This window comes from Duncaniella sp. (assembly GCF_029056165.1).
Classification (GTDB): Bacteria; Bacteroidota; Bacteroidia; order Bacteroidales; family Muribaculaceae; genus Duncaniella.
The window spans coordinates 26361-45416 of the sequence record NZ_JAIDBW010000012.1 but is presented as its reverse complement, the minus strand read 5'-3'; the positions used below and the strand labels follow the sequence as shown (position 1 = coordinate 45416).

14 protein-coding genes and 1 riboswitch are annotated in these 19056 nt (G+C 50.7%); of the genes, 9 read left to right on the top strand and 5 right to left on the bottom strand.

What is annotated here, in order from left to right:
• Positions 1-18 precede the first annotated feature (18 nt).
• From K2G41_RS02255 to K2G41_RS02235, 5 genes are all read right to left on the bottom strand, one after another.
• Positions 19-2670, bottom strand: coding sequence for a hypothetical protein (locus K2G41_RS02255; RefSeq protein WP_300114566.1), 2652 nt, complete (start codon positions 2668-2670; stop codon positions 19-21).
• A 99-nt stretch (positions 2671-2769) separates the two neighbouring features.
• Positions 2770-4974 (bottom strand): amylo-alpha-1,6-glucosidase, encoded by a 2205-nt coding sequence (locus tag K2G41_RS02250; RefSeq protein ID WP_300113834.1) that lies wholly within the window; start codon positions 4972-4974, stop codon positions 2770-2772.
• Positions 4975-5060: 86 nt separating this feature from the next.
• Entirely contained in the window at positions 5061-6884 is a 1824-nt protein-coding gene (locus K2G41_RS02245) for a right-handed parallel beta-helix repeat-containing protein (RefSeq protein ID WP_300113831.1), read from the bottom strand.
• Between the two features lie 23 nt (positions 6885-6907).
• Entirely contained in the window at positions 6908-8995 is a 2088-nt protein-coding gene (locus tag K2G41_RS02240) for a glycoside hydrolase family 127 protein (RefSeq protein ID WP_300113828.1), read from the bottom strand.
• A gap of 312 nt (positions 8996-9307) precedes the next feature.
• Positions 9308-10774, bottom strand: a complete 1467-nt coding sequence (locus tag K2G41_RS02235) for a DUF1846 domain-containing protein (protein ID WP_300113824.1) — start codon at positions 10772-10774, stop codon at positions 9308-9310.
• A 281-nt stretch (positions 10775-11055) separates the two neighbouring features.
• On the opposite strand from K2G41_RS02235, the gene K2G41_RS02230 reads away from it, so the two are divergent.
• From K2G41_RS02230 to thiC, 9 genes are all read left to right on the top strand, one after another.
• Complete coding sequence (locus K2G41_RS02230) at positions 11056-12495, top strand: amino acid adenylation domain-containing protein (RefSeq protein WP_300113821.1); 1440 nt, start codon at positions 11056-11058, stop codon at positions 12493-12495.
• An 11-nt stretch (positions 12496-12506) separates the two neighbouring features.
• Positions 12507-12953 (top strand): GNAT family N-acetyltransferase, encoded by a 447-nt coding sequence (locus tag K2G41_RS02225; protein ID WP_300113818.1) that lies wholly within the window; start codon positions 12507-12509, stop codon positions 12951-12953.
• Complete coding sequence (locus tag K2G41_RS02220) at positions 12937-13605, top strand: alpha/beta hydrolase-fold protein (RefSeq protein WP_300113815.1); 669 nt, start codon at positions 12937-12939, stop codon at positions 13603-13605. Before K2G41_RS02225 ends, K2G41_RS02220 begins: the two co-directional genes overlap by 17 nt.
• 152 nt (positions 13606-13757) lie before the next feature.
• Positions 13758-13861: riboswitch (TPP riboswitch) on the top strand.
• A gap of 253 nt (positions 13862-14114) precedes the next feature.
• Entirely contained in the window at positions 14115-14945 is an 831-nt protein-coding gene (gene thiD, locus K2G41_RS02215) for a bifunctional hydroxymethylpyrimidine kinase/phosphomethylpyrimidine kinase (RefSeq protein WP_300113813.1), read from the top strand.
• Positions 14942-15142 (top strand): sulfur carrier protein ThiS, encoded by a 201-nt coding sequence (thiS, locus tag K2G41_RS02210; RefSeq protein WP_300113811.1) that lies wholly within the window; start codon positions 14942-14944, stop codon positions 15140-15142. The genes thiD and thiS overlap by 4 nt, the downstream gene beginning before the upstream one ends.
• A 56-nt stretch (positions 15143-15198) precedes the next feature.
• The gene (locus K2G41_RS02205) at positions 15199-15774 is read left to right on the top strand and encodes a thiamine phosphate synthase (protein WP_300113809.1); all 576 of its coding nucleotides are present in this window, start codon (positions 15199-15201) and stop codon (positions 15772-15774) included.
• Complete coding sequence (locus tag K2G41_RS02200; protein WP_300114563.1) at positions 15774-16421, top strand: thiamine phosphate synthase; 648 nt, start codon at positions 15774-15776, stop codon at positions 16419-16421. The genes K2G41_RS02205 and K2G41_RS02200 overlap by 1 nt, the downstream gene beginning before the upstream one ends.
• Before the next feature lie 19 nt (positions 16422-16440).
• Positions 16441-17217 carry a thiazole synthase gene (locus K2G41_RS02195; RefSeq protein WP_300113807.1) on the top strand — a complete coding sequence of 259 codons (777 nt, stop codon included), beginning with the start codon at positions 16441-16443 and terminating at the stop codon, positions 17215-17217.
• A 116-nt stretch (positions 17218-17333) separates the two neighbouring features.
• On the top strand, positions 17334-19037 hold the full coding sequence (gene thiC / locus K2G41_RS02190) for a phosphomethylpyrimidine synthase ThiC (RefSeq protein WP_300113805.1): 1704 nt from the start codon (positions 17334-17336) through the stop codon (positions 19035-19037).
• Positions 19038-19056: the final 19 nt, after the last annotated feature.

The window sequence follows — 19056 nt, the reverse complement described above, 5'->3', positions numbered from 1 at the left end:
AAATTTTATAGATTTCGATCAATAGAAAAGCCAGTCCATAGTTTCGTCCGCACCGGCGAGGGCTGCATTGCGCGGAGTGATCTCATCGGAAGTGAAACCGAGCACAAGCGCATAGCCTTTGGGGAGATTCAAAGAATGCTTGCCGGGAGCGAAATTGTAGGCATGGATATTGGCCAAAGGCATTTTGTCAAGATGGATGGCATTTGTCAGAACCGGTTCTGCCTGTCCATACTCGTTTGCCGTCGCATCAGTCTCAAGTTTCGGAGCTTTGGCATACTTCTTCTGATCATCCTTGAAATAGGCGACAAGAAGCTTGACAGGCTCTGAACATTCAAATTCAATATTCGTACCTTCCTTACGCTGAGTATCACCGTTGACCTTGATAGCTGTGAGACCACGAAGCTCCGGAGCAAGCCCTACAACCTTAGCATCGGGCATATTTTCAAGGAGTGATGCACCGTCGTTGAGCCCGACAGTCTTCCATCCGCCGCCAAGTTTCACCTTTGCTGCAGTGAGCGGCTTGATGCTCTCATCATTATCGGAGATCTTTCCGGCAGCCTTATCCTTGAGCATGGCTATGTTGTTCTTGAAATTGCCAAGCTCAGCCTGATAGTGAACAAGGAGCTCTTCCCATGTCTTGTTCTTTCCTCCGTCACCGGCAATAGGAATGCGGCGCATGGTGGTCTGCATACTGTTGGCGTAGCGATAAGTGTCTTTCGTGCGATCCACAAGCTGAGTGTAGTAATCAAGGCTTTCCTCAAGCAGCGGGACAGCGGCATCAAGATATTTGAGATCCTTGGTCCACTGATAGTTGAGCACCTGCTGCGCAGCCTTGACCTTACGGTCAAAGAAGTAAGCGAAAAGACGATAGCATTCCATATCGTTGGTCAGACGCTCAAATTCCTCCTTATTGGCCTTGACATTACCGACGCTCTTGATAGCAGCCACTGCCTTGTCGCCGTGATCGACGCACTGGGCTGTTATATCAAGCGGAAGCTCACCTACATGAGGCTCACCCTTGTACTCCTTCTCGACAAATTCGATAAGCTTTTCACCCTCCGGGCCACAGCTCTCATAGAAACCGGGATAGATGGTGTATTTGTAAGGGTTGACGAGCTGGCTCATGAACATACCGAGCAGGAGAGTCTGACGGTTGCCCTCAGTGATGCCGAAACGACGGAGAAGCTTGGGCGCGATCTCACCGGATTCCTCGAAAGCCTCGCGGATGTCAGCACCCTTGCTGTCATCAAGACCATAGGTACGCGCGAAGCGGTGATTCCAGTACTTGATCTCATCGTCGCGGTCACGGCGGCAGTTCCAAGCATAGCGTCCCCAGCCTTCGTACCATGTACTGTCGCGGACAAGCTGCAGTTCGCGGCCACCGCCGGCAATACTGTCAGCCGAGTAAGGCCAATCCCAGTAAGATGCCTGCGGATAAAGGTGGAGTGCATTGGCACCATGAACGTCGTGCATGGCCTTGACTGCCTTTTGAGTGAAATCAGGTGAACTCCATCGCCACGGTTCGAGGTTGGCGAGGATGTGGACATTACTGATGTGGACACTGCCGAGCGAACTGAGACCACGGTGGATTTCGGTCCACGGACCGCGCGGTTCGTATGTAGTCAGCGATTCACCATTATACTTATGCATGGTGTAGAGGTTCTTGTAAAGCGGAAGAGCCGCATCCATCACAGCCTTGCAGTCGGTATCGTGAGCGCGCAGGAGCAACGGCGGCTCGTCAGTGCGGCCAAGCTTGGCAAGACCGTCCTTCACACCGGGAATAATGGTCTCGGTGAACCAGACCACGTCATCCTCATAGGTATCCATTGCTTCGCCGAGGCAGACGAGAAGGCCCACATTGGGATATTTCTCGATAAATGCAGCCACGCTCTTGCGGGTGTAATCGCTTACAAGCGGAGTGATGGGGCGGTTGCGGTCCTGAGTCTTCATGCCATAGTGCTCTGCAAAAGGCTTGGAAAGCAGAATGTTGTAGAACATCTGAATGACGAAGATACCGCGCTTGTCAGCTTCAGCGGTGAGGAATGCATACATATCCTCGTTTTTCTTGAACGTCTCGTCATCGACCTCGACAGCGAAAGGATAATCCTCCAGTTTGACGAGGGATGCAAACGGGTGTCCGTTCCAGAGATAGAGCGAGTTCATACGGTTCTCGACAAGCATATCGAGATATTTGATCCACAGCTCTTTGTCATAGAACCAAGGGAAATTTTCAGGTGTATAGGGATACTCATACACACTGCGACCGGGGAGAAGATAAGGCTTCTGCACACCGACACAAGCTCCGCGAAGCACCATTTCAGGCGAATCGGTGAACTCAACCGGAAGTGCATCAAGATTGCCTTCGGTTTCCAGACGGTCGGCAAGCTCGCGGCAACCATAGATCACACCTGAACCGTCGTTACCCTTGACTTCGATAATATTATCAGCGGATGTGATCGTGAATCCTTCCTTCGGCCCTATGCTGTCGGTAGCCTCGGAAAGGCGGATCAGTTTAACGCCTTCAGGAGCGACGGAATCAAGGATCACGTCATATCCTTTGCTTTCGAGCACACCGGTGAGATGTTCGGCGGCAAATTTTACACGGTTAGATCCATCGGCCGGACAGTAGAGCGCGATACTCTTGCGGCTACCGCAACTCCAGACCATCATTGCCGCGACGGCTACTATTATATATTTCAGACACTTCTTCATATTGTCCGTCTGTTAGTATTCAAGGTTTTGTATTGGAGAATATCTTTAAATTACAGCTCAACCCACTTCCTTATATTTGATGGTGATCTGCTTATCGGTATCAATGAACAGACGATAAGTCTTGTCACCGGTCTTCTCGACCGTTCCGTAATCGGATTTAGGCTGAGTCTTTGACTTGAAGTTAATGTAGCCCTTGCCTTCGGTAGCCTTGACTTTAATCTCCTTGTCATTGACGTAGAGCGAGATTTCGCCATTGGGGGTCGGGACTGTGCCTTCCATCCATTTCAGACCACCGAGATCGGGAGTGATCGAAAATTCCTTATAGCCGGGCGAGAGAGGTTTCACACCGAGGTAGTATTTACCGATCAGATAGATAGGACTCGCACCCCACGCATGGCAGAGGCTCTTTCCGTAGGGACGGCCATACATGGCGAGATGCTGTGTGCCTGAATCTTCGGGATTATACTTTTCCCAGAAAGATGTCGCACCCTCGTTGAGCATACCGCCCCAATAGTCCTTCATCTCCTTCAGCACCTGAGCCTGCATTCCTTGATCACAGAGAGCCTCAAGTTCATAAAAACGCATATAGGGGGTGGTTATCGCGGGCACTTCAGGATTGAGCATGACATTCTTCATCACTGATTCAGTGGTCGGTTCGTCAAAATAGCCGTAGGTGATGGCAAACATATTTGCAAACTTATTGACCTGATCGCTCTGTTTCCCGTTCTCGACATTGTGTACAAGAGCCTGCTTCTTCTCATCCCAGAATGTGGGCACGAGTTTGTCACGAAGATCCGTGGCAAGGCGGCCGTACTTTTCGGCATCCGATTTGTCTCCGACAATCTCGGCACAGAGCTTCATGGTTTCGAGACTCTTGCAGAAAAGTACCTGCTCGAATGAGAGCGCACCCTGCTTGCTCATGGGGAAATCGGCCCAATCGACAAAGACCCAGTCACCTGTCATGCCCTCGAGCATACCGTCCTTGTTGGTACGTCCGAGCACGTAATCCATGAGGCTCTGCATCTTGGGATAGATTTCCTTGACAAATTCCTTGTCGCCGGTATAGAGATAGTAGTCATAGATGCCGTTGAACCAGTAAAGCGTATAGTCCATGATGGTGTTGATATGTGCCGTCACAGGGTCTTTGCCACGCAGGAGACGGGTGGTACGCTTAACAGTAGGGCTGTCAAAGAAGAGATAATAGTTCATCAGATAACTCTGCACCGCATCCCCGCTCCACACCCAACGGTCACGCTTGATACCGTCGATGAAAAATTCGCGTGTGGTGAGATGCATGGTGTATGCACCGACATCCCATATCTTGTTGAGTTCCGGATCGCTGCACTTGAACTTTCCGCGATACTCCACGGGAGCATATTCATAAAGCATACCTACGTCACCTATGTTTATACCCTCCTCCGGAGCGACATAAACATAGCGGAACGCCTTGGTATTGTCAAGGGTATAGTCACCGGCCTGCTGGCAAACCTCGTTAGTGGCAAGATCGACGACCATACCTTCAGAAAAACCGATTTTATCAAGTGTCTCGCAGTGGTCAATGTCAAGAGCCTCTTCCGGACTCTCACCATAATATATATTTACGATACCGTTGCCGACAGGGTTCTTGAGCACTATGCGTCCGAATGTCTCCTTGCCGAAGTCATAGAGCTTGCCACCGTCGGCAGTCTTCTCCTCAACAGCCACATAGCTCATCGGCTCAAGATTGAGATGATAGGTCGAAGGCGGATTCTGAATATTATCGAAATTCCAATAACCGGCAGGTGCATAGATGGTTGCTGACGTATCGCTGGCCTTACCGCTCTCATCGATCCACTCCTTATCCTCATTGGTGACCTTCCACGTAGGGTCGGTATTCACGTTATTGCCCTTCACATAAAGTGCGGGGGGTGTCTCCTGATTCCATACCTTTATATTAAGCTTATGCTTTCCGGCAGGAATGGTAAACTTCGAAGGCTGTCCGAACTGGAGCTTTCCGTCGAGCTTCACATTATATTTACCCTCGGCCACGATGGTGATCTCCTCGTCCTGCGGCAGATCCAGATCCTTACTGAACTCGACGGTCACGAAATGACTGTCTGTTTTCCAGAATGGAGGGAAAAATGCCCCGCGCTCGGTGCGGTTGTTGTTCATTCGGTTACCGAGCCATATTTCATAGTCGCCGGGATACCAGATCCAAGTCTGCGCGGAGGCGGCCAGCCCAAGTGCAGCTGTGGCAAACAGGATAGACACTCTTTTTTTCATATTCATTAATGAGCTAAGTATGGAATTGCAAGTGGTTTGTTAGACTGATGATTGTTTTGATTGACGATTACGCTTTTCGGGATGTTTTACAGTGATTTAAGGTATTCAAAATCTTTTGTAAGACCCGCATTGTTCTTTATGCTTTCATCCACACCCGGACCGTTGTTCTCCCACACGTTACCCGGACCGTTGGCGTTCTGGAGATACTTCTCCCCTTCCGTCCAGTTGTCCTTGACGTTGATGAACGATGAACCTTCGTCCGTGTAGAGATAGAACCAATGGTTGGGATCATGGGCATAACCGGGAACGTAAATGTCACGCACACAGTTTTCTGTCACCCAACTGTGGGGCTGTGAGCCAAGAGTATAGACTCCGGCCACGTCATACATGTGGCGGGCATAATGGTGGATCAGATTGGCGTGGACACGGTTGTTGCGCATACAGTTGACCGTGCGTGTCCATCCCCAACCGAGATTAATACCGCTGTAAGAGACATCGTTGATCTCATTATGCTCTATATTGATGTTCTTGACATAGCCTGCACAGATACCGAGCGTACCCCAGTCCTCATTTGTCACGTCAGTGATCAGATTGTTGGCTATGGTAAGACCGGAGCAGACCTCACGCTCATCACTCGGATCGTATGGCAGGTGCGTCTCATGCGCAGCCGGGCTGAAGTTACCAACCACGATGCCGTTGCCGGCAATATCGCGGAAAAGACAACCTTCAATCAGACCGCCCTCCGTACCCCACTCATAGTCAAGGCCGGATGAGCCGAGATGCTCGAAACGGCATTTGAGGAAATCAACGTCAGCAGCACCCTTGACAACGACAGCCGAAGCCGGACGGCCAAGCCAGCCCTGATTGTCAAGCTTATGGTTTTGCGGACGTTCCATCTTAGGATTGATCTTATAACCGTCAGTCATATACATGCCTGCTTGCAGAGGCACATGTCCCATGAGTGACGGACGCATCCATGTGGTGTATTCAAATCCTATATTCTCGATCCTGACATTCTCCACACGGCGGTCAAGCGTACCTTCGATAGTCATAAGTGTCTCCACTGCGGGCACGACCGCGCTCTCCATCTTCTCACCGGGAAGCGGATAGTAGTAAAGCTTGCGGGCATCTATATCGTGATACCATTCACCCGGAACATCAAGAAGTTCCTTGGCATTAGTAAGATAGAATGCTGAATTATGGCCGTCGGTCGTCACCATCGGTTGCGGCCACGGATGTTCGAACTGGATACGGCTTTCGGGGTTATGAAAACGCACGGCTGCGCTGTCACCCTGAATGTCGATCGACTTGATACGGAGATTGGCCACACACCACATCTCATGAAGCACCATTTCAGGGTAAGGTGCATCGACAATCTTCTTGACAGCCTCGGCGGGTACCCAGAGGATCTCGTTAGCAGGATCATTGCTGATTATCCTGTACATTTTTTCAAAATCCTCCACATCGCGTGCTCTTACAGCCTTTCGACCGTTGACATAGAGCTGACGGAAATCAAGAGGACGACCGTTGAACTGCGGGACATCAGCCACCATCAGTTTTCCCTGACGCTTCCAGCCATCGATGCTCACACCACCACTCAGCCAAGCACCGCCATCGGAAGTGATGACGGTCGGCGATGACGGCGCACCGCTATCCTCCGGACGGACAAAGACCGGCTCATACACATTATATATACCTGAAGCCAGATGTATGGTTATCCCCGACTCCGTTCCGGGTGCTGAAAGACGACGCATTTCACGCGCCTGACGCAACGCCGAAGTCAGGGTGGCCTTCGGGGCACCCTGACTACCGTCATTAGAATCCTTACCGGAAGGAGCTACATAGACATCCGCGGCAAGAACCTGAAGGAGGGAGAGCAAAAGCCCCCCTGTCAGAAAAAATCTTTTCATCTACAAGAGAATGTAAGTGTGGATTAACGTGCGAGAGGAAGCCAGACACTCATCTCGGCTTTGTCACGGTTGCCCCATGCGAAATAAGGAATGAGGGTGACCTTGACCTTCTTGTCGGCACTTCCGACCTCACGATAGAGCTTACCGGTCCAGTCACCGCCATCGACGAGACGGGCTTCGGTCTCAAGAGCTGTCATGCGGCTACCGTCTATCGTGATATCCTTTGTGGTAAACTGCGCATCGGCGGGAATGAGGACATCGTCGATAGCCTTTCCATCTTCAATGTCTATGCTTTCAAGACAATATACCAGCGGACCGCGCTTGACAGCTGTATGGTTGCGCGTCTCCTCAACGAGAGGATTGGATTCAAGGAGTTTGGTTTTCATCTCCATGTCGAATGTCACCTCATCGCCTGATTTCCAAGTGCGGTCAAGCGTGATATAGCTGTCAGGAACGACCTTGACATTTTCAGGCACACCGTTGATGGCCACAGTGGCATTGTCACACCAAGAGGGCACGCGAAGTTTCAACGCGAGTTTCTCTTTCTTGGGAACTTCTACCATCGTAAGCACCACTTTACCGTCGTAGGGATAGCCGGTGCGCTGGGTCACTACAAGAGGACGCTTTTTACCTAGTGAGGTGCGGAGTTCACTGTCACCGTAAAGGTTACACCAGAGAGTGCTGTCATTCACGGTGTAGGCATAGTTCTGAGCTTCGCAAATAGTACGCAGTGTGTTGGGCGGACAGCAGAAACAGCTGATGTACTCTTCGCGTGTCTTGGGCCAGCGGAGTGTGTAAGGCAGATCATCGCTCATACGGAGCGGGTTAGTGTAGAAATACCGCTTGCCGTCAAGACTGACACCGCTGAGCACACTGTTATAGAGTGCGGTTTCGACGATATCGGCATATTTAGCCTCGCCTGTAGCCTCAAGCATGCGCCAGTTGAAAAGCATGTTGCCGATGTTGGCACATGTCTCATTGTGAGCCGTGCTGTTGGGGAGCTGATAGGGACGGCCATAGCTCTGATGAACTTTCTGAATGCTGTCAGGCTCATAGTTAGTTCCGTCTGGCGAAGTTCCGTCATAGAGCGCGCCACATGCACCGGTGACATACATCTTACGGTTCACGATGTCGTCCCAGATGCTCGTCAGGTTCTTCATGAGCTGCTCCTCGCCAGTCTCGGCATAGAGGTCTGCCACGCCTGCATAGAGATAGTTGGCACGGACAGCATGGCCCATTGCATTATACTGATCGCGGAACGGGATACGGTCCTGATTGTCATCCGTACCGTTCTCCACCAGACCGCGGATATTTATAAGATTGTTTGCGAGATCGAGATAGCGGGGATTACCGGTCTCACGATACATCTCCACCACGCCCATATAGTGCGAGGGGCAGATGGCATTGCGTGCAAGCTCGGCGGAAGCTGTCTCGTAAAATTCACAGAGGAAGTCTGTGGCCTTTACGGCAGCATCGAAAAGCGTGGTCTTGCCCGTGGCTCTCTTATGGACGATACCGGCCATCATCAGGTGACCGAGGTTGTAGGTCTCGAAGTTCAGACGGTTGGCGAAAGCACCTTTCTCATCCTCGCCACCAACTTTCGTACCGATGACGGTCTGCTCCTTGTGGTGAGCATGCGTATCGACACCTCTGTTGCGCTCGTCGATAATCACGGGAGTATGGATATAGCCGTCGGCACGCTGCGCTTTCACAACCTGCTCGATGAACTGATCCATTATGGCATCAAGTTTCGGATCTTTATTGACAGCATACACGGCTGCGACAGCCTCAAGCCACTTGTACATATCACCGTCGTGGAACGGAGGTCCCCAATGCTCTCCTTCCTTAGTTCCGGCTGCAATCTCGAAGTTTCTGAAACCGTGTGACACGTCGGGATTACACCATGTGTCCCACATGCTTTGAAGTGAAGTTCCGCTATATACATCGAAGCGGTCACCCCAGAAACCTCCGGTCCATTTCACAGCACCGAGCGGGGTATTTGTCATGACTGCATGACGGCTGTCCGATGTGTCGGTAAGTCCTCCTCCCTGCGCAAACGCGCCAAGCGAAATCAATGCACAGGAAACAATGGTATTAAATCTTTGAAACATAATCAGTTGGGATTAGATATAGGAATTTAGATTACAAAGTTAAAGAAATAATACCATACTTCCAACTTTCAGTTGATTTTAATTTAATAATTACAATAAGTATATGTTTTTTAACAACAAAATTCTTTGAATATGCTACATTTATTAAAAATCAGACGCATGTTAATAATGACAAAATCCAAAAGCATGCAGATTCCCACCCCGTTTCAGAGGTACATGTAAAAAAATGTCAGTATAGCTGCCTCACGATAAGCTATACTGACATTAGACGGTCTTTTGGGATTCCTCAGGAGTTTTTAACCTTGGAAATTTCTATTTTTTCTTTTTTGCAGGGTCACAGGTCAGACCCACACCGAGTTTCTTGAATATTTTGTGATCGACCTCGCCGAGCATCACAGTCGAATGAACCTGACAGCCGTTCAGCTCAGGGAGTTTTTCGAGCGCCCGGCGGCAATTTTCATCGCGGGTGCTCAACACCGAAAGAGCCACGAGCACCTCATCCGTATGAAGACGCGGGTTGACGCTGCGCAGATAATTGATTTTCGTGTTCTGTATCGGCTCGATCATTGCCTGAGGGATCAGCTTGATCGAATGATCGATTCCAGCAAGATACTTCACGGCGTTAAGGATCAGAGCCGCGCTCGGACCGAGAAGCGCACTGGTTTCGGCAGTGATGATGGTTCCGTCGGCAAGTTCTATGGCCGAACAGGGTACACCACTGCGCTCGGCACGCTCACGTGCAGCCACAGTCGGCTTGCGGTATGACGTGTCGATCTTAGCCTGCTTGAACAGCAAAGCGATCTTATTGACCTCACCCTCGTTGTCCTCGCCTTGGGCAAAATGATTGAGAGCTGTGTAGTAGCGACGGATGATCTCATCCTTTGAGGCACGGCAACACACTTCATCATCATTGATACAGAATCCAACCATATTAACACCCATATCCGTAGGAGATTTATAGGGGTTCTTACCATAGATTCCTTCGAAAAGTGCGTTGAGCACAGGGAAGATCTCTATGTCACGGTTGTAGTTGATAGCTGTCTTTCCGTAAGCCTCCAGATGGAAGGGATCGATCATATTGACATCATTGAGGTCAGCCGTAGCAGCTTCGTAGGCGATATTTACCGGATGTTTGAGCGGAAGACTCCACACCGGGAATGTCTCGAATTTGGCATATCCAGCCTCGACACCACGCTTGTGTTCATTGTATAGCTGGCTGAGACAAACAGCCATCTTGCCGCTACCCGGACCGGGCGCAGTCACGATCACGAGCGGACGGGAGGTCTCCACATAGTCGTTACGTCCGAAACCTTCATCTGAATCAATCAGAGCCACGTTGGTAGGATAACCCTCGATAGTATAGTGATAATAGGTGGTGATACCCATACGCTCAAGTCTCTGACGGAAAGCATCGGCACTGCTCTGGCCGTTGTAATGCGTAATCACGACTGATCCTACAAGAAACCCGCGCTTCTGAAATTCTTCGCGCAGACGCAGGACATCCATGTCGTAGGTGATACCGAGATCGTTGCGAACCTTATTTTTCTCGATATCGAGAGCACTGATGACGATTACTATTTCTGCCTGATCGCTGAGCTGGCTTAGCATACGCAGCTTACTGTCAGGCTGAAAACCGGGGAGGACACGACTGGCGTGGTGGTCATCAAACAATTTTCCTCCAAGTTCAAGATAAAGCTTGTTGCCGAACTGAGCTATGCGCTCCTTGATGTGTTCGGACTGAATTTTGAGATATTTCTCGTTGTCAAAACCGTATTTCATAACGGATTACAAAATTAGTATTTTTTGTCCGAACAAGCAAAGGCCAAAAGATAAAAATTTCTCCTCGAAACACCAACGCCTTTATTACCATCAATTTATAATCAGGACAGCTTTCTGCCGACCGAAACTGTACCACCTTATTATATTATAATTATTATATTGACAATCCCTCTCCCCTACCCTGACTCATAAACCACATCACCCCAAAGTCAGACATCTACGCAAGCAGATGAACAAGTCCTCCCATCAAGACCTTATTATATAAAAACAGACTATTATACATGGATAACAAACGAACAATCTACTCCCGATTCAGGGACATGGTGGAGAAATACCCCTCCGCCCCAGCTATCATAGAAGATGACCGGACGCTTACATTTTCAGAACTCGACGCCATGACGGATGCCATACTCGCCAAATTCTATGACCGCAGACCGGCCTTTGTCGGAATCGTGATGCACCACGGTGCGGAACAGATCGCCGCCATGCTTGCCGTACTCAAAAGCGGAGCGGCCTACATTCCCGCCGAACCGTCGCTCCCGCAGGAACGTATCGACTACATGATGCAGACAGCAGGAGTGGATCTGATCATAACAGACAACTATTGTCGCCATCTCAAACCCGCACAGCATGAAATGACTGACCGCTCTACGCCCGATGGCGTTGCCTACGTGCTCTATACCTCCGGCACATCCGGCAAGCCTAAAGGAGTCGTTGTCGAGAATCACTCAGTCGTCAATTATTCCGAGGCTTTCGAGGCTGAATTTCATACAGGGCCGGGCGACATTATGCTCCAGTATTCAGTATGTTCGTTTGACATATTTGTTGAGGAGGTCTATACCACGCTGCTCAACGGAGCTGCCGTCTGCATACCCTCATCTCCGATCCATAACGGTTCGCTTCAAGGACTAATGAAATTTGTAGAGCGTCATGGGGTGACGATCATTGACGGCTTCCCTTACCTGATCGCCGAGATGAACAAACTTCCTGAGATACCGAAATCGATCAAGCTGATAATCAGCGGCGGCGACGTGATCCGCGGCAGTTATATCACCAATCTGCGCGACAAAGGCGTGAAGATCTACAACACTTACGGTCCGTCGGAAACAACCGTCTGCTCCAACTACTTCCGTGTTGACAATGCCGAACCGCTTGACGACGGCACTTTCCCGGTAGGCAAGGCGGTGAAAGGTGTCGAGGTCAAGATCATGGATAAGGACATGAACGAACTCCCCCAAGGACAGATCGGTGAAATATGTATTTTCGGCGAGGGTGTGAGCCGAGGTTACCTCGGAAACCCGCCCGAACAGAAAAACTTTGTCACTCTCCCTGACGGCACACGCATGTATCGCAGCGGTGACCTCGGCTATGTGCTCCCCGACGGCAATCTCGCCTTCCTCCACCGGCGCGACAATCAGGTGATGATCCTCGGAAAGCGAGTAGAACCGGAGGAGGTCGAGAACGTGCTCAACACTTGCCCTGAAGTAGAGCGTGGAGTCGTACGTGCTTTCCTTGACGACAACGGCCTGCATTATCTGACGGCCTACATCATCCCCAAGGAAAATTGTAAACTTCACGATGTCAGGAAATGGCTTGCCGACCGTCTGACAGACTTCATGATCCCTGAATTCTTTATCAGGATCCACAGCATACCTGTCACCAAGCGCGGTAAGGTTGATGTCGAGGCTCTTCCGGTAGTGATGAAGGAAGGCGGTGTGTGATGGGCATTACCTTGAAGCAGATAAAAGCCCTGCCCTCCCTCATGCGTTGGCGCATAGAGGTGATCCGGAATGTATTCGGAGAGGAAGCTCATCCGCGACTCCTCGTGGCCAACCGGCAGTATTACCGTAAGCACATCGCTGATGATTCACATCTCGCTTTCGTGGCGGAATGTGACGGAGAAGAATACGGATGCGGGGGTGTATGCCTGACGGATGAGCTTCCATCACCGGACAATCCATCCGGACGATGCGCGTACCTCATGAACATCTATGTCCGTGAGGCGTTCCGCAACAGAGGTGTTGCCCACCTCATTGTAACCCATCTGATTGAAGAAGCCAAGAGACGCGGCTGTGGAAAGATCTATCTTGAATCGACGGCCGACGGTAAACCAGTCTATACGTCACTTGGTTTCAAAGATATGCCAGATATGATGAAATATTATGACACAGACAATTGATATAAACGACTTGCATTGTCTTTGCAGCACTCCGCACAGCAAGGACAAAATTGCCTACATACTTTATCCGATGGATATGCTTGCCGGATGGATTGAACCTGCCTCCGGAATATACGGCACAACCATCGTCGCGGTAACCGGAATGGACTGGCAGAATGTGTTCAGTCCGTGGCCGGCTAAAGGTGTCCCGAAAGGAAGTCCTGATTTCAAAGGTGAATCGCCTGAATTTCTCCGGTTATTGCAGCAGACTGTCATTCCACGAGTGGAATCCGCGTTAGGAATGAACGGAAGCGTTGAGCGTAGTCTGGTTGGTGTCTCCATGTCAGGTTTATTCGCCCTGTGGCAGTGGATGCTGTGCGACACGTTCGTAAACATCGCCTCCCTTTCAGGCTCGTTCTGGTACGAAGGCTTCCTTGACTGGATGAAAAACAGACCCATTCCCGAAAAAACCGGCAAAGGATATTTCCTGCTGGGTGATCAGGAGCCAAAATCAAAAGTAAAGGCATTCCAGTCCGTCGGGACGGACACACAGGAGATTGTCGCCATACTTCGTAAGGCAGGAATCACAACCGAATTTCAGAGCGTGCCGGGTAATCATTACTCAGATCCCATCCCAAGGCTCGAAAAAGCATTCGCGGCACTTTATTCCTGACAGTCGTCTAAACTACATCCATATCACTCCGAAACATCCAAAAAAGATCAAAAGATCAGGAGGGTGTTTAATAACAAATGTTTCAATGTTCCGTGATAAGTGATAAGTTTGCATCAGTTCATTTGCTTTTTAAAATTTTAAGCTTTATCTTTGCAGCGACAAAGGGGTGCGTACACCGTATGATGTGGACGCTGAGATGATACCCTCCGAACCTGATGCGGTTAGTACCGCCGAAGGGATTGCACAAGTCCTTGCTGAATCCGGCACTTTCATTTATGTGGCCGGCAATTCATCCGACAGTCATTACGATCCTGTAGGTCTAATGACTTTCCATTCTGAGAAAAGGGCGGTCAGTTTTTCGTGAGGACTATACATTTCAATTCTGCATTTCATTCATGTATCGCTTTGTCGGATATGGCACAGACTCCGTCTCAACCATATTTTCCGGCAATCTTCCGTCATGCAGTCACCTGTCATGACCGAATCAAAACCATCATTATCTGAAACCAATGCGAACTTACTATCCGGTACTCACAATAGCAGGCTCTGATCCTTCCGGTGGAGCAGGCATACAAGCCGACATCAAGACAATATCGGCCATCGGATGCTACGCCATGTCGGCTATAACAGCCATAACCGCACAGAACACCACCGGTGTCCGAGCCGTTATGCCCGTCCCAACCGCTATGGTTGCCGAACAGATCGATATGGTAATGACCGATATCCCTCCACTCGCAGTGAAAATCGGGATGCTGTGTAGCGCAGAGATAGCTTCCACGGTGGCCGACAGCCTCGACAGATACCATCCTGACAACATTGTCCTCGATCCGGTAATGCTTTCCTCATCAGGTACATCGCTCCTTGAAAGAGAGGCTATCGACATTATTGTGAAACGGATATTCCCCATTACCACTCTCGTCACTCCCAACCTCGACGAAGCGCGTGAGCTTACAGGTGAGAATGATCCGGTAAAGCAGATCGAGATCCTTCACGAAATGGGATGCCGCAACGTACTCATCACCGGCGGTGACAGTCAAGCGACTGACTTCAAGACTGATATTCTTTCCACAGACGGTCGCAAGAACCTGCTTGAACTCCGTGCGGATGCAGTCAGCACCCGCAACACCCACGGAACAGGCTGTACCCTCTCGTCGGCCGTAGCCTCTTATCTTGCTGTCGGCAATAGTCTCACGGATTCTGTGCGTCTGGCAAAACTCTATGTCACCAATGCCCTCAAAGAGGGATCATTCGTAAGCACTGGAAAGGGCCACGGTCCACTGAATCATTTCTTCTCACCCCGTCGCCTGAAAAATTTCAACCCTAACCGTCCGAAATCATGAAAATTTCTATAAACGATGTGATTTTTGAACTTCCTGAAAATTCGACGCTCCAGAACGCGCTTGAACTAAGGAACATCTCTCCGCAAGGTATAGCCACGGCACTCAACGGCACAGTCATCCCGGTAGCCGCCCGTCCGGCAACACCGCTCGCCGACGGTGACCGCATTGTGATCATCAAAGCCTTCTACGGAGGCTGAACGCCACGAGTCTCTCCGGTCTAAACCAAATTATAACCCCAGATCTTCCATCCGCCATGCTGAAAATAGCAATAACACCTGAAATTTCCGATCCACGCAACGAGGTCGGCGAGATCCGTGCCATACTTGATGGCGGATGGGACCGAGTCCATCTCCGGCACCCTTCCGCGACGCGTGATGAGCTACTCGGCTTAATCGAGGCTCTACCTTCGGATCTGCATGGCCGTATAGTGCTTCACAGCCATTTTGATCTTACGAACGTTTTCACCCTTGGATGTCTGCACCTGAACCATCGCTGTCCGGCTGCGCCTGACTCCTACTCAGGCCCGTTGAGCCGGTCGTGTCATTCTATCGCCGAAATCAAGTCCGATCAGACTTATGCTTATGTGACGCTCAGTCCGATTTTCGACAGTATCTCAAAGCGGGGTTACTCATCGGCCTTTACCGGAGATGATCTTGCAGGACTTTCGGGCATAGAAATGCCTGTCATCGCACTTGGAGGCGTGACACCTGAACGCATCGGGGAGCTGAAACGTTACAATTTCAGTGGTTTTGCTATGCTCGGAGCTCTCCCGTGGAGCGCGGGGGCAAGCGAAATGTCACGCTTTGTCAAACAATTGAAAAATCTTTAATTACTATGCTTCAATTCATAACCCACCCTTCTGAAAAGTATTCGATAGCAGAAGAAGTGCAGATGGCTCTCGAAGGCGGCTGCAAATGGATTCAACTCCGCTTGAAAGATGCGACCGATGAGGAATTTCGCCAGACTGCACTCGAAATCATACCTATGTGTCAGGAACACGAAGCTTTTCTCGTGTTCGACGACCGTGTTGAGCTTGCCATGGAAATGTCAGTCCACGGTGTGCATCTTGGGAAGGATGACATGAATCCACTCCTCGCACGCGAGACAATGGGGGCAGAGGCCATCATAGGATGTACGGCCAACACTGCTGCCGACATAAAGGCTTTCAAAGGCTGGGATGTCGATTACGTCGGCCTCGGTCCGTTCCGCTACACCTCCACCAAGGCCAAACTGTCGCCTGTGATCGGGCTTGATGGCTACAGACAGATCGTGAAAGAGACCCGCGATGCCGACATCCTCCTCCCGATAGTAGCCATCGGTGGAATAACCATTGATGATATTGATGACCTCATGGCTACCGGAATCAACGGAGTTGCGATGAGCGGTGCGATCATAAACGCTCCAGATCCGGTTGACTATACCCGGCAGGTGCTGGCACGGCTGCATGAGGCATTCCAGAAACGAAAAGAAAGTTAACCCCTCATATAAAATTTAGATGAAAGACCTTTTAACCATCGGAGGAAAATCATTCACGTCACGCCTCTTTGTAGGAACGGGAAAATTTTCCTCCAACCCCCTTATGCTCGAATCTATCCTTGCATCGGGGTCCGAAATGATCACAGTGGCAATGAAACGCATCGACATGCAGAACGAGGAGGAGGACGATATGCTCCGACACATCAACCGTGATCATGTCCAGTTTCTCCCCAACACGTCGGGCGTCCGCACCGCCGACGAAGCAGTCCTCGCAGCCAATCTCGCCCGTGACTGTTTCGGGACTGATTTCATAAAACTTGAAATTCATCCTGATCCGAAGTATCTTCTGCCCGACCCGGTCGAGACACTGAAGGCTACCGAGATTCTTGCCAGACAAGGCTTCAAGGTTCTTCCTTACATTCAGGCAGATCCCGTGCTCTGTAAGCGACTCGAAGAAGTCGGTACTGCCGCCGTCATGCCTCTCGGAGCACCAATAGGAACAAACAAAGGTCTCCGCACACGCGATTTCATCGAGATCATTATCCGTGAGAGTCGTGTACCGGTGGTGATCGATGCAGGACTCGGCGCACCATCCCACGCAGCTGAAGCCATGGAAATGGGTGCTGATGCCGTGCTTGTCAACACAGCAATCGCGGTAGCAGGTGATCCGGTGGAGATGGCCGTAGCCTTCCGTCTTGCAGTCGAAGCCGGACGCAAAGCCTATCTCGCCGGACTGGGTACGGTTTCCGATTCAGCATCTGCAACAAGTCCTCTTACTGAATTTCTGAATCTCTAAGCAGCCGCAATAAAATCTGCCCTACCCTACGGACAGAACGGCTCATACCCTTCCATAACTCCACTCCTCACCATTCCTCACCACACATTTTTCTCCAATCCTATCACATTTTTCACATGAAAATTGAAAATATTGACGTGAACTCCTATCCGGGTTCAGAAAAAGTATATATCGACGGTCAGCTTCATCCAATCCGCGTGGCCATGCGACGTGTCAATCTCACACCAACTGTCAAAGTGATCGACGGCGAACGCATGACCCGTCAGAACGCACCTGTCTATGTATATGATACAAGCGGCGTTTATACCGATCCTGACGTTGAAATCGACATCAACCGTGGCCTCCCGCGCCTACGCGAGGAGTGGATCAGCCGCCGCGACGATCTCGAACAATTACCTCACATTACCTCGGACTACGGACGTATGCGCGAGGCTGACGCGACCCTTGATCCGATCCGTTTCGCCCACCGCTACTCACCCCGCCGTGCAGCTGATGGACGTAAGATAACGCAAATGGCTCTCGCACGTCAAGGTATCATCACTCCTGAGATGGAATATGTGGCCATCCGTGAGAACAACAATGCCGAAGCTCTCGGCATAAAGACTCATATCACTCCTGAATTCGTACGCGAGGAAGTGGCTGCCGGACGCGCGGTAATTCCGGCCAATATAAATCACCCGGAGGCCGAACCCATGATCATCGGACGTAACTTCCTAGTGAAGCTCAACACCAACATCGGAAATTCCGCCCTCTCGTCGGGAATCGAAGAGGAGGTCAGCAAAGCTGTCTGGAGCTGCTACTGGGGAGGTGATACACTCATGGACCTCTCGACAGGCGACAACATCCACGAGACACGCGAGTGGATCATCCGCAACTGTCCCGTCCCGGTCGGCACTGTACCGGTATATCAGGCTCTTGAAAAAGTCAATGGCCGTGTGGAAGATCTGACATGGGAAATCTATCGTGACACCCTCATAGAGCAGGCCGAGCAGGGTGTGGATTACTTCACGATCCATGCCGGTGCGCTCCGCGCTCATGCAGAAATGGTGCAGGAACGTCTGACCGGAATCGTGTCGCGCGGTGGATCCATCATGACCCGTTGGGCAGTGATACATGACTGCGAGAACTTCCTCTACACTCATTTTGATGAGATATGCGAGATCCTTGCCGCCTACGACGTTGCCGTATCGCTCGGCGACGGCCTGCGTCCCGGATCTATCCATGATGCCAATGACCGCTCGCAGTTCCTTGAACTCGATGTGCTCGGAGAGCTGACAGAGATAGCATGGAGACACAATGTTCAGGTACTTATCGAAGGTCCGGGTCATGTGCCCATGCACAAGATCCGCGAGAATATGGACCGTCAGATCGAGAAGTGTCATGAAGCTCCCTTCTATACCCTCGGTCCTCTGACCACGGACATCGCTCCCGGCTATGACCACATCACATCAGCCATCGGTGCGGCTCAGATTGCATGGATGGGCACAGCCATGATCTGCTATGTCACCCCGAAAGAACATCTTGCACTCCCAAATCTTGAGGATGTCCGTAACGGTGTCATCACATATAAGATAGCGGCCCATGCAGCTGACTTAGCCAAAGGACATCCCGGTGCGCAGGTGCGCGACGACGCCATGAGCAAAGCCCGCTTCGAATTCCGCTGGAAGGATCAATTCAACCTTTCGCTCGATCCCGCACGTGCACGTCAGTACTACGTCGAGAGCCACAAGGATGACGATGATCACTTCTGCACAATGTGCGGTCCGAATTTCTGTGCAATGCGCATTACTCAGAAACTCGTTGATGACTGCGCTAAATAACGGCGGCCGGTTATCGAAT